This window comes from Chitinophaga sp. S165 (assembly GCF_003182155.1).
GTDB lineage: Bacteria > Bacteroidota > Bacteroidia > Chitinophagales > Chitinophagaceae > Chitinophaga.
Genome location: NZ_QGTG01000002.1, coordinates 1,427,221 through 1,439,663, shown reverse-complemented (window position 1 = coordinate 1,439,663; position 12,443 = coordinate 1,427,221). Strand labels below are relative to the sequence as shown.

Sequence of the window (12,443 nt, the reverse complement as noted above, 5' to 3'; positions counted from 1 at the left end):
AGGGGCTTTTCATGCCTCAATCCTCATCCTCACGTTGCCTTTTGATCCTCCTGCGGGCATCCACTATCAGCAGTACGGCAGCGATAATAATAGCAATGATGGTAATTGTGTCCATATGCACTATTGTTTAGAACCATATGAGCGGATTGCGGACCGGCAGATTACGTATCACCTCTTCATTTTTCGGTTGATGGTCCAGGTGTTTCCAGGTATCAAACCACTGCTGCCGTCCGTATTGCCTGGCTCCGAATACGAGGAAAGGCTGCGCTACCGGCCATTCATCAAAATACATCACATCGTTAGCTTTTACCCATTTCTTTTTATCGGCCACATAGGTGTACATAAATTCGATCCCCTTTTTTATGCTACGGCCATCAGGCAACTGATAGTCCCATACATCATGCTCGCTGTCAGAAAGGATCTGACAGATAGTGACCATCGCATCCAGGTTGAAGAGGGAATACCCGTATGGCTTTGTTCTGGCCAGTTCTAACGGGAAGCTGCCATCCGCCGCCATCTGATTTGGCAGCAATACATTTTTAAACCTGTCCGCGCAAAACCGTAGTAATGCCGTATCCCCGGTGAACTGGGCGAAACAGGCTACCTGCATTACCCAACAGGTGCCGTGGTTATTCTTTGCATTCATTTCATCCTTTCCGTACTGATGCGTGGTTACCCAGGTGAGATAGTCTTTGAACCATGCCTGAATTCCCGTTAACAGGCTCTTATCAAAGTTCGGAGCATCCTGCATGACCAATACGCCCTGGGCTACTTCCATCAGGTGGATGGCGTCAATGATACCAATACCTCTGCCGGTAAACCTTCCTTTAATAGCTTGAGCATATTGCAGGTCTGGATGCATTAAAGTGGCAGTATCCGTAAACCAGGCACGTAAATGAGGGATTGCTGCACTAACATACTGCTGATCGCCCGTAATACGGTAAGCGGAAGCCAGCGTGCCGATCACTTTGCTGAAACGTATCATGTATTGCCGGTGTGCAACGAAGTTGTTTGGATTGGTCATACCATCCCGCTGAATATAAGGACCATCCGGATGCGCAGGATCAGGCCACCAGTAATCGCCTTCAGAGTAGAAATCATGTTTACCTCCCGCACTCCGTTCGCAGAAGGAAGTTGTTACCGTCATCGGTAACTCACGCATGGCGGTGGAGGCTTCGGCTAATATCTGCTTACGCAATACATCGATGATAGCTTTATCCCGCGGATTAAATGAACAACATACAATGAGTATCAGTATAATCGTAACGTGTTTCATGGGTTATCAACATTATGTATCGCATAATACAAAACTCCTGTGATAATTTTCCCTAAATTGCCCGTATGATGAAAAGACTGCCAACATTTATCCTGATCTCCTGTATGTTATATATTCCCTGTTCAGGACAGGCGCTCAAGCCTCTTGATATAGCTAAAGAGCTTTTTAATCCGGCAGTTAAACAAACATTCATAGATAAACATATCACAGGCGATTATAACGGTCACCCGTCCGGAAAAGATTTCGCTACCGGAATAACGCCCTATTTCCTGATCACTCATCAAACAGCAAATAAGGCCGTTGTTACAATGACCATTGTAGATAACAAAGGCGGCGTTACTGATAAATATCTTCATTTCACTAAAGAAGATTCACGATGGAAAATGTATGCAATAGCAACACCTACGCTCGCGCGCATGCATAGGCGCATAAAGGATGAAATGGAGGCAATTACGCCAACTCAGCTGGATAGTCTGCTTACTATCTATCAGCAGCAGGAAAATCCTCCGTATAAAACCAAGGAAGATTTTTCTTTCATTCTGAATAGTTTGAGATTGAAACTAGCGCCAGATGACAGCCTCATAGCACATTTTCAGCGACATAAAGCGACCTTTAACCAGTTGTTGAAGGAGGTGAACAAAACTTCAAAATCCCCCGAAACCGAAACACCAACTTTAGTTAATACACGTACAGCTGCATATAGTCCCTTACTGATCAGCAATGTTACAACAGGCGGGTTCCTGCCGGTGGAATGTATCGACTTTCATGTAATGAATGATCAGGTAGGATATCTTTATGCGCGTAAAAAGAAGTATCTGCCTGAATTACGACCGGACAAAGTAATGATGTTAAGATCACTTGGGAATGGATGGTATTTGTACAAGGTGAATATCTATCTGTAGTATTTAAGCTATCTTATAATGTTAATAAAGTAACCAGCTCATAGTTACCGTCCGTCTTTTTTATTTTAAACAGTATTAAAAAAGCCCGCTTAAAAAGCAGGCTTTAACTTTCTATGATAAGGATATCAATTATTCCATTTTTCGATTCAAGATACTCCTGTATAGGTACGCCTTACTATCCATCTGTACAATTTTCGCACTATGAACTTCTTTTACACTATCCGATGCATTGGGAGTATTGCTGAGTCCTGTATTGTTGGGAACTATTGGATCAAATCCAAGTTGGATTTGATTACTGTTATTGCTCTTATGCTTTTTCCCCTTTTTCATCATTAACTATTTATAAGATGCTTTTCCTTCAAATCTTCAATAACCTTTTTTTCTAATATAGGTATCGCTTGTAAAGATATAGTTTTCTTTGGTAAAGCACTTTTTTTCTCGACGTCTATTTTTTTCCCATTTACTTTCCTGGCATTTTCAGACATTTTAAAAAGCTCGAGAAACCTTAAAGGTGAGACACCATCGAATAAAAGAACCTTTAATTTATTATCTTCTGTCTCATTTTCTGTTATTGAATCATAATGTAACTTCAGAGCCAGGCTTTTTCGATACGGTTCAATATAATACACTTCACTAATTCCTGCTGCTACAATATGCCGGGCGCAGTTATGGCATGGGTAAGTTGTACAATATAATTTTCCGCCCTTTATCCCTTGCGCAGAATTCTGGCTACCTTCAATTATGGCATGCATTTCAGCGTGAACCGCCCTTGAGAATTCAATTAGTTCTTTTAAACGAGATTTTTTTATAATGTCAGTTACAATGCTTATATCGGATTCTTTAATGACCTTGTTTTTAACGAGGTCCTTGACCAAAACATCCCTTATAATACTCTTCTCTTCATCATTAAAACACTTACCAGTTTCAAAGTTCATACATCTGTGGTCGTCAGCTCCAAGTAGATCCGTTCCGATAGATTTATATACGCCGCCCCCGTACTTTGGCACATCATTCCAACCAACAGAAACAATTTCTCCTTTTTCGTCCGTAATAGAAGCCCCCACTTGCCGGCTTAAGCAAGCTGAGTTCCCTGCTGCAGCAAATGCCTGATACATAGCCGTTTCATGGTTTGTAGGCGTAATTATTTCCGAATTGAAGATTAAACTTAAAAAACGGGATATTTTAGCCTTCGTAACTTTCCCATTGGACTGATCCAGCCGAAGAAAAAAATCTGCTTTGGTAAAGGTATCTGAGACCCTTTGCCCAAACCTCACTTCTTCACCCGAATCTCTATCTATCAAATGATAAATCTCCTCCTTTTTCAATCCCTTTTTTTCAAGCACTTTCTCCCTAATTTGAACATTTGAAAAAACACCAAAAAAATAAAATAATCCTGAGTAAATTAACCTAAACAACTCCAGCTCTTCATGATTCTTAATAGAGTCGACAATATAACACACTCGCTTTGTGGTAAATGTAAAATCTTTGTCCTTTTTCATTAAGTCTTCGCGATGAGCTGCGATCTCACTAATGGCTAATTGGGCGAGTATATTTGCACCATTCTCTCTTCTAAATTCATTCCCTGCGTCAATTAATGCCTCGAGATAAAGATATTTTGAGGCAAATTTTGCCTCTTCCAGAACTTTTGCCTTTTTTCTAATAATTGAACTAAGCTTAATAATACGGCAATCGTAATTATATTCACTTTCCAAAATATGCTTAAGTGAATCTGCTACGAAATGAATATCAGTACCGATAGGTCCACATAATCCGATTATAAGTTCTTCGGTATGTGTAGAAGATATTTTTTCCTTTAACTCACGTCGATCGATCTTGTCCTGGTTATTGAGACCATCACTACTGCGCTCAACAACTTTCAATGCTCCTTCAGGCATAAATTAAGTTTTAAATAAGAAATATCATGACTATAACCACGAGTTGCGGAAGTAATAGTTCCGTAACACTTCTATTTCAGTTATTTATTGTAGATTACTACTTCAACTTAAACCCTCGTAAAAATGACATATTGTTAATATTCCCGTAACGTACACGCCCCATCACTTTTATATTTTTGTTGACACCCGTATCACCTATATCGACATCCGTGAATACCTGTATTGTGCATATCAAGTGAATCCACGTGTTTTTCCTTTAAAACTATCATAATGAAAAAAACATCCCTTATTCTGTTAAGCTGCTGTAGCCTGCTGCTGTTAACACAATGTCAGAAATCCGATGACCTGGCGCCAAAAATGGAAATTGAATCCGAAGTGGCTGTAGCCGCAGCTGCTGCACCTTGCGCCTGCCAGGAAAGTTCTCAAAAAGTAAGCGGCGCTACTGCGCAAACATGGGCAACACAATTTGCCCCATTGGTTAAATTTGACCGCGCCTCTCCTGATTATCCTACTTCTGCGGAAAACATTTTCTCAAGCTCAGATCCTGCTACAACTGTATGTGGCGGCAAACTGGTATTGGTGGATAGGTCCGTTGCAAGATCTATGGACTTCCCGACTTATTACGATGTACAGATCCATCCAAGTGATCCTAACAGGATCTTCATTGACTATTGGTGGGCTTACAAACGCCAGGAAAACTGTTTCTCTAATCTCGGTGGACATGACTATGACCTGGAACATATAGTAGTACAGTTCAATCAATCTACACAACGTATCATCTCTGTTACTTATTTCCAGCACGGCGGGTATTATACTAAAGACTGGAGAAGCGTTTCAGCGGGAACAGTAGTAAAAACATGGGTAGGAAAGTATGCGCATGGCAACTACCATTTCGGAAGTTCTATTACACTGCCTGGGTATGAATGTGCTTATTGGGGCGATTACAGAAATCCCAGTGGCACTAAAGATGAGGTGCTGACATCAAGAAGGCTGGTACAAATGAGTTGCAGTGCTACTGAATTCAACTTCAGTGGTAACTGGGGTGATCCTGGTAGAGGGCCTTTATTCCGCGACAGGAATTACTGGAACTTCCCTGCATGCTCTGGTACAGATGGTCCTTTCGGTCAGGATGGTTGCAGCGCTTGCGACTTCGGTAATACAAAACTGATTGGTACGATCTAAATATTACACGGCCGCAAAGGCTAATAAAATAAGGGAATACGGCCGCTCCGTATTCCCCTATTTTATTATTAATGGATTGCTGTATTATTTCCCAACAACAGGAAATTGCGAGATCCTTAGCTTGGTACAGCCATATGGCACCAGCGTAATATCCTCCACTTCACCAGTTTCCAGCTGGAATATCATGCTATATGGAATTGGCCCTGTCATTTCATTGTATAAATTCCAGGAAGGAATGCGTTTAGCTTTTGCTTTGATCAATATAGGTGCATTCTTCAGATTCCAGGGATAACTGGCTGTACTGTCTTTCTTTTCTACAATATAACTTTCCTGCACCTTATCGTTAGGGATGTCCAGCAGACCGTAGTTCCAGGGAGAAGTAGAACGCACTTCGTAATAAGTAGCACCATACTCGATAGGATCTTTATCGTTCGTCACTTTCTTGATATCTTCGTCCATTTTCAGACCATAAGTGAGTGGTCCACGCTCAACAGACATCGAGTTTTCATACCACCTGTTCCTGTAAACATGCATAGGTAACAGCAATTCTACTACATCACCCGATTTCCAGGTACGTTCTACCTTTACGATCTGGTTACCTTCCACTTCTTTCCAGAGCTGTCCGTTTATCTTCACAGTAGCTTGTTTACACCAGGAGGGAATACGGAGATGGAAAGGGAAACTTAGATCCGGCTTTTTCTTTCCGGTGGATAATGTGAAGCGGATCGATTCTCCAAACGGATAGTTCGTTTCTTCTTTAAAAGATACTTCCTGTTGATTTCCTACATAAGTAGTCACTTCACTTGGTGCATACAGCAATGCTGCAATGCCTTTGTCGGCCGTAGCATACCACAGGTTCTGTGTGAATTTAGGCCAGCCCTGGTGCATATTGGAAGTACAGCAGGGATATCCGGAAAGCAGGCCATAACAAAGATCTGTACCATGATGGTTCACGTCGAAGTTACGGGTCTGACGGGTGGCCATGACCTGGTTAGCCTGTTGAAAATATTGTCTTTGTATAAAATCTTCATCGATCTGCGAAGGCAGCACATTATACGTGATCTTCTCCAGCTGATCTGCATAACTGACATCACCGCTGATCTCCAGTATACTTTCCAGTGTGAACATCATTTCCACAGCCGTACACAGTTCAGAGCCCTGGGTGGGATTATTACCGTGCAGCGCTTCATCTCCTCCATACAGGCCATGAGCCATGCCATTGTACCGGCGCAGATCATCGAAGCCTCTTTTCGTAGCATCGAGATATACTTTATCAGGATGCTGTTGATAATAGATAACCGGTTCTTTCATGCCCTGCGCAAGGTTCACACCATGCACGCTACCAGCGCGGCGCAGCATATCACTGTTCATAAAAGCGGTAGTGAAGTCGAAGGTCTGCTTATGTACGAGGTTAGCAAGGTCCAGCAGGAACTGATCGCCTGTGATATTATATAACCAGTATATCACCATCAGGTTATCTCCACCGCGATATCTGCCCCAGAAAGACCAGTGGTCCAGCGGGTGTTGTGGTAACTCTTTCAGCTGATATTTAAAATAATTAGTGAGCAGGGTAATAACTCTTTTGTCGCCGGTAGCAGAGTAATATTGTTTCAGCACTTTAAGCATCACCATCTTGGGCCACCAATCGCGACTGTTATCGCGCTGAATGCCCGGTTCATAAGGATAATCTTTGGAAGGGCCGAAGTAGCCGTCGGGTTGCTGGCTCTTAATGGACCATTCCACCCAGGGTTTCACCCTGTTGATGAGCATCGTGTCTTTGAGAATATAGGCAAGCGGCAGCAAGCCGTCAATCCAATAGGGACCACGTTCCCATTGGTCGCCGTCACCTCCGAGCCAGCCGTTACGCGGCCCCATAACAAGCGGATACAACTTATCAAGCTGGCCGGTAGCGCCTTCTTTCTGGTTGATCAGCATCGTTCTGAGCCATCCTTGTGGCTCAATAGCGCCCAGAGGCAATTCAATGTAAGGCTTTTGATAGAGCGGTGCACGGTTACCTGTGTACTGTTGGACCTGTGGGGCCTTCTGTCCTTTTTTCACCTGACCTGTAGAGGTGAAAGGAAGGCCCATCATGAATAGTGGAATAATGGCAATGATCTTCATATAACGTTCTTAGAATAAAAGTTGAGACGGGTTATTGTCGGCTAAGAACGAAATATAATTAATTGTCAGCGTAAAAGAGAATTTATGGTTGTTTAATGCTTTCTACGGCTTTATTAAAATAACTGATGATCTTTCTTTTATAGGCTTCTCTGTGTGGCGATTTCATGATCAGTACATGATCAGCACTTTCTACCGTCCACAGCTCGGTAGGCACCGGGCTATTCCGCTTAAACCGTTCTCCCATTTCGACAGACACCAGTTCATCTGCGTAAGAGTATATCAGCAACAATGATTTCAGGTTCTTCGCATCTTTAATACGGTCTATGACCCTGATCTTTCTTGCATATCTCGGCATCAGGCAATTGAGGACCTTGAGCATTTTATACGCGAACGGATAACGGAACCAGAACTCTTCCGGAGTGGTAACTGCACTTTCAACAATGGCAAACTCGTAAGGGTGTTTACTATCAGCGAAAGCGACAATGGACCATTGTGCCCCCAGGGAAATACCATGATATCCGACAGGCAGATGAGGAATGATCAGTTTTGCTTCCTGTCCGATGGCAATAATATCTTCAAAGTAAGAGAAGCTTCCGTTCGTGCTTTCGCCGAAACCGTTGAAGTCAAAAATGAGGGTATGAAAGCCATTATCACGCAGCAGGTCAGTGTATCCATTCTTCAGAAAATAGCCTTTCGCTTCTTTTTTCATGGGGTGCCCCAATACGATCGTGGCCTTTGCTGTTTCTGTTCTTGCAGCGGCGAAAAGCCCCTGTATAGTACCGCCAGACTTACTTTTAACAGTGATGGGCTGCCAGTCACGTTTTTCCAGTTCGGTTAACGGGCTTTGCCATTTTACCATATACGTTCCAACAAAAGGCCATTTGATGATCTTAAAAAGCATAGTACTCTTTTTTGGGTCTCTTAAGCTGTTAACTGTCCGGCGAAATTCTACAAATTAACGGGAAATACCAATCCCCAAAACCGGGGGCGCTATCTGCTATAAACGCAGAAGGTCCATGGAAACTATGCCATGGACCTTCTGATTATCAGGTGATGTTCTATTCCGTTACGGTGAATGTCACTTCATTTACTTTCGTAAGGCCGCTCATACCGCTATCCTGGTAGGTCAGTTTGTACGTTCCCGGAGCAGTGATACGGTAACCGGTCAGCAGGTCGATCTCTGAAGAAACCTTTCCTTTTGCAGGAACTTTGATGTAGGCTTCTGCCGGAGGAGGCATGATCCTTTTAGCCATAATACCTTTGTACATTACAGCTTCACCTTTGCTGTCCTGGATGTCAAAGTAAGAGTTCATGAACTTCTCAAATGGGGTATGCCATTTACAGAACTGCAATTCCTTTCCGGAATTGTTGTTTACAGTAAATTTCAGCATAATAGGGCTGCCCACTTTTACTTTTTCAGGCACAGACATGGTGGTAACAAGTTCCTCTGCTGTTGACGGAGCGGTTGTTGCTGATGGTGTTGTTGCTGCTTTCTGCGTATTCTTGCAGGCAGTGAAAGAAAAAACGGACAGACAAGCTGCCAATGTAATAAGCTGGTTTCGCATCTAAATAAATTGAGCCCGAAAATTAAATTAAATAATTCAATTATTCTTATCTAGCCGTACGCATTAGCGTTAAGGCTTCGTGAAAATTGCAAGCTTTTTACACCGGAACGACAGGTTTTAAAAGGCGATTTTTGCGGGTTAATAACAGGACGTCCTTCTGCTATGCTGGTATAAAACATAGCACGTTTAACATTAACGAAGGAAGGATAGCAACAATGCTATCCTTCCCGTACCAGTCAGGAGATCTGATACAACCACTATATGACTATCAAACGTATTGTTAAGGGATGGCTATACCATTGAATGTTCTTCCGGGATCGTATTGTTGTTTGACCTCTCTTAGCCGCTGAAGATTTACGCCATATGCCTCATCTATCTGATCATACTCCTCCGGCCCCAGCATATTCGGATAGCCTCCGGGAAACGCTTCTTTCGCCATCTTCTGCGACAGTTTCCTGGCCCATTGAATATGACGTTGCCCGTTGGCAACATCATCAGGTTCCCAAACAGCCAGGATCTCCACCATAAAATGGGGTTTCCTTAATCCGAATGGTGTACTGGTTAAGGGCACCCTTGTCGAAGCTCCGTGGAAATAGTGGAAGTTCAGCGTAGAGAACGGAGAGGTCCTTTCACTACCGGCGATCACTATTTCTTCGATCACATCTTCCGAAAAATCTCCCAGCCATCTGGTTTGCATGGAGGTATGGCGACCAATCACCACATGCTGATCAAACATTGCCAGCACATCTCCGTACTTCATTGGCCCCACCTGTTCGAATATGATCGTACCAATTCCTTTCAGCAGGTTAATGACCCGCTGCCCTTCAGACGGCTCTCCGTACCATGTGGGAGATATGAATAACATCGGGGTGCCGTCAGGTGCGGGGAGCAGGCCTATCAGCGATGACAACTGATCCGGAGCACTCTTCATGAATTCGGCATATTGCTTCAGGATCGTTGTTGCTTCTGACCAGGGGTAACATATCAGACCGGATAAGATCGGTTTCTCATCATGCAAACGGACCGTCAGAGAAGTCACGACACCAAAGTTACCTCCTCCGCCACGTATTGCCCAGAATAAGTCAGGATATGTCGCCTCACTGGCATAGACAATACTACCATCGGCCAGGACCAGTTCTGCTCCAAGCAGATTATCAATGGCCAGTCCGTAACTCGGGCTTAAAGGCCCGTAACCACCTCCCAATGTAAAGCCAGCGAAACCAACACACCCAATAGTACCGGTCACCGCCACCTGCTTATATGGAGCTGCCGCCGTTATCAGTTCTTTTGCTTTGATACCACCGCCTACTCTGGCCACACGTTGTAAAGGGTCGATCTTAATATCGTTCATTTTGCTCATGCTGATAACGATACCTTTATCATTCAAACAACGCCCCGCCCAGTCATGCCCGCCTCCCAGCACGGAAAGCGGCATCTTCTTTTCGGCGGCCAGCCATATGGTTGACTGCACATCTTTGGCATTATAAGGCCGTATGATCATGGCCGGCTGGTATTTTACTGCGCCGTTCCATATCTGCATCTCTTTGTTGTACTCACTCTCTCCGGGTAATAACACTTGCTCTTTTTTCAGGGGAAACATCATATCAACGGAGGATTGCTTTTTATAACTCATTGTTCACCGTTTTGCTCTTAATTGCTTTACAAAGATTATAATAAAAGATAGTTGAGATTATAACCGAAGCTGGGGAGATAGGGTCACCAATTATAGTAGTGTTCCCGGTTTTCTGATCGTGATGAGTTGAGGATCTATCAGCTAAAATAAGATACTTTTTATAAAATGTGACCTTGATTAAATCCATATCTCATGTGAATAAATCTTAAATTACGCCCAGACCCACTTCAGAATCATTTCATATGCAACCGATCAAAATTGCCACGGCACAATTCGAGAATCGCAGTAATGACAAAGCCTACAACCTGAGCGTTATCCGTTCGCTTTCAGCACAGGCCAGGTCTCAGGGAGCGCAGGTGATCGCTTTCCATGAGTGTTCTATCACAGGTTATACCTTTGCCAGGCATCTGGACAAGCAACAGCTGACTGATGTTGCAGAATATATCCCCGAAGGGGACAGTATACAGGCCTTAATTGCCATTGCAAAAGATCTGGATATTGTTATTCTGGCCGGACTATTTGAAAAGACAACACAAGGAACCTTACATAAAGCTTATGTATGTGTAGATAAAACCGGTTTACTGGCGAAGTACCGCAAGCTCCATCCATTCATAAATCCACATCTTACGCCCGGCGACGAATATGTAGTATTTGACCTGTTAGGATGGAAATGTGGCATATTGATCTGTTACGATAATAACATTATAGAAAATGTAAGGGCAACCGCTTTATTGGGCGCTGACATCATCTTTATGCCACATGTAACTATGTGCACACCTTCTACAAGACCGGGAGCAGGCTTTGTAGATCCTGCATTATGGGAACTAAGAGAGGCTGATCCAACTTCATTACGTGCAGAATTTGATGGATTAAAAGGCCGTAGCTGGCTAATGAAATGGCTCCCCGCCAGGGCGTATGACAACGGCATTTATGCTGTATTTGCAAATCCTATCGGAATGGACGACGATCAATTGAAGAACGGCTGTTCGATGATCCTTGATCCTTTTGGAGATGTCATTGCTGAATGCAAGCGTTTAGGCGACGATATTGCCATTGCAACGATTACACCTGAAAAGCTCACACAATCTGGTGGATACCGCTACCGGAATGCAAGACGCACGGACCTCTATGGAAGTATACTTGCTGCTCCACATAAGGCCGTACAGAAAGTAGTATGGATGCCCGACTCCGAAGAGTAAAGGCCACCCGTTTACGGATGACCAGCACTGCTCAGTATCGGATATTTTTCCTGTACTTACATGGATCGCTATAATACGTCGGGCAATCGGTTACCGGCCTTCCCAGCTCGACCAGATCCATCAATGAGTCAGCAATATTCTTTTCGGGTTTAGGACTATCCTGGGTGGAATCTATCGCGGCAAGCATTAAGAGCGTATCATTCTTGCTGATGATCTCTGTCTTTTGGTTGCCTCTTAATACATTTTTATCGTCCTGGAATTCCAGGGTAAATGAGCTTAGAGCAGCGCCGGAAGTAGTTGAAGCATCAAATGTGAAATACGCGGCATGTCCCCGGCGTACTATGTAGTCTTTGATGATCTTCTGATCATGAACAACACCGTTATACGTGTACATAACCGGTGCATCAACAGATACATCATCACTTGGCCTGTATGACTCAAGACCGTTTCCCGGAGCGGTGTTATCATCTTTACTGCAGGAAAATACTGTTACACACAACAATAATAAAGTCAACATCTTCTTCATGGTTCGATCGGGTTTTAGCGTTGAAGCTAGTTTTAAAGGTGAATGGCGATTGTTTAACAGTAAGACCAGCTTTATCTAAAAACTCCTATCCCTGAACAGATTTTTTTTAAAAAATATTAATTCAATGAATGTCAACGAAAAGGG

Annotated in this window: 10 protein-coding genes; 3 read left to right on the top strand and 7 right to left on the bottom strand. The window is 43.4% G+C overall.

The features are described from left to right. Positions 1 to 127: 127 nt before the first annotated feature. A complete protein-coding gene (locus tag C7475_RS14160) occupies positions 128 to 1,276 on the bottom strand; it encodes an alginate lyase family protein (protein WP_110053974.1) in 1,149 nt (382 codons plus the stop codon). Between the two features lie 65 nt (positions 1,277 to 1,341). Here C7475_RS14160 and C7475_RS14155 point away from each other — a divergent pair, with 65 nt between their 5' ends. Then, on the top strand, positions 1,342 to 2,178 hold the full coding sequence (locus C7475_RS14155) for a hypothetical protein (RefSeq protein ID WP_110053973.1): 837 nt from the start codon (positions 1,342 to 1,344) through the stop codon (positions 2,176 to 2,178). Between the two features lie 332 nt (positions 2,179 to 2,510). On the opposite strand, the gene C7475_RS14145 is transcribed toward C7475_RS14155, so the two are convergent. Beyond that, a complete protein-coding gene (locus C7475_RS14145) occupies positions 2,511 to 4,073 on the bottom strand; it encodes an anti-phage dCTP deaminase (RefSeq protein WP_110053971.1) in 1,563 nt (520 codons plus the stop codon). A gap of 270 nt (positions 4,074 to 4,343) precedes the next feature. On the opposite strand from C7475_RS14145, the gene C7475_RS14140 reads away from it, so the two are divergent. After that, positions 4,344 to 5,255, top strand: coding sequence for a hypothetical protein (locus C7475_RS14140; RefSeq protein WP_110053970.1), 912 nt, complete (start codon positions 4,344 to 4,346; stop codon positions 5,253 to 5,255). Positions 5,256 to 5,339: 84 nt separating this feature from the next. Here C7475_RS14140 and C7475_RS14135 read toward each other — a convergent pair whose 3' ends face one another. The 4 genes from C7475_RS14135 to C7475_RS14120 form a co-directional block, all read right to left on the bottom strand. Beyond that, positions 5,340 to 7,376 (bottom strand): beta-L-arabinofuranosidase domain-containing protein, encoded by a 2,037-nt coding sequence (locus C7475_RS14135; protein ID WP_110053969.1) that lies wholly within the window; start codon positions 7,374 to 7,376, stop codon positions 5,340 to 5,342. An 82-nt stretch (positions 7,377 to 7,458) separates the two neighbouring features. Beyond that, complete coding sequence (locus C7475_RS14130; protein WP_110053968.1) at positions 7,459 to 8,277, bottom strand: alpha/beta hydrolase; 819 nt, start codon at positions 8,275 to 8,277, stop codon at positions 7,459 to 7,461. 157 nt (positions 8,278 to 8,434) lie between these two features. Then, a complete protein-coding gene (locus C7475_RS14125) occupies positions 8,435 to 8,941 on the bottom strand; it encodes a protease (RefSeq protein WP_146217547.1) in 507 nt (168 codons plus the stop codon). Between the two features lie 280 nt (positions 8,942 to 9,221). Beyond that, positions 9,222 to 10,574 carry an FAD-binding oxidoreductase gene (locus C7475_RS14120; protein ID WP_110053966.1) on the bottom strand — a complete coding sequence of 451 codons (1,353 nt, stop codon included), beginning with the start codon at positions 10,572 to 10,574 and terminating at the stop codon, positions 9,222 to 9,224. Between the two features lie 242 nt (positions 10,575 to 10,816). Here C7475_RS14120 and C7475_RS14115 point away from each other — a divergent pair, with 242 nt between their 5' ends. After that, positions 10,817 to 11,773 carry a nitrilase family protein gene (locus C7475_RS14115; RefSeq protein WP_110053965.1) on the top strand — a complete coding sequence of 319 codons (957 nt, stop codon included), beginning with the start codon at positions 10,817 to 10,819 and terminating at the stop codon, positions 11,771 to 11,773. Between the two features lie 31 nt (positions 11,774 to 11,804). On the opposite strand, the gene C7475_RS14110 is transcribed toward C7475_RS14115, so the two are convergent. Continuing rightward, on the bottom strand, positions 11,805 to 12,299 hold the full coding sequence (locus C7475_RS14110; RefSeq protein WP_110053964.1) for a hypothetical protein: 495 nt from the start codon (positions 12,297 to 12,299) through the stop codon (positions 11,805 to 11,807). Positions 12,300 to 12,443: the final 144 nt, after the last annotated feature.

Bases quoted from the DNA above. Each gene is read 5' to 3' on its own strand.
- C7475_RS14120 (WP_110053966.1), bottom strand. From the start codon at position 10,574: ATGAGTTATAAAAAGCAATCCTCCGTTGATATGATGTTTCCCCTGAAA.
- C7475_RS14145 (WP_110053971.1), bottom strand. From the start codon at position 4,073: ATGCCTGAAGGAGCATTGAAAGTTGTTGAGCGCAGTAGTGATGGTCTC.
- C7475_RS14160 (WP_110053974.1), bottom strand. From the start codon at position 1,276: ATGAAACACGTTACGATTATACTGATACTCATTGTATGTTGTTCATTT.
- C7475_RS14130 (WP_110053968.1), bottom strand. From the start codon at position 8,277: ATGCTTTTTAAGATCATCAAATGGCCTTTTGTTGGAACGTATATGGTA.
- C7475_RS14135 (WP_110053969.1), bottom strand. From the start codon at position 7,376: ATGAAGATCATTGCCATTATTCCACTATTCATGATGGGCCTTCCTTTC.
- C7475_RS14140 (WP_110053970.1), top strand. From the start codon at position 4,344: ATGAAAAAAACATCCCTTATTCTGTTAAGCTGCTGTAGCCTGCTGCTG.
- C7475_RS14115 (WP_110053965.1), top strand. From the start codon at position 10,817: ATGCAACCGATCAAAATTGCCACGGCACAATTCGAGAATCGCAGTAAT.
- C7475_RS14110 (WP_110053964.1), bottom strand. From the start codon at position 12,299: ATGAAGAAGATGTTGACTTTATTATTGTTGTGTGTAACAGTATTTTCC.
- C7475_RS14125 (WP_146217547.1), bottom strand. From the start codon at position 8,941: ATGCGAAACCAGCTTATTACATTGGCAGCTTGTCTGTCCGTTTTTTCT.
- C7475_RS14155 (WP_110053973.1), top strand. From the start codon at position 1,342: ATGATGAAAAGACTGCCAACATTTATCCTGATCTCCTGTATGTTATAT.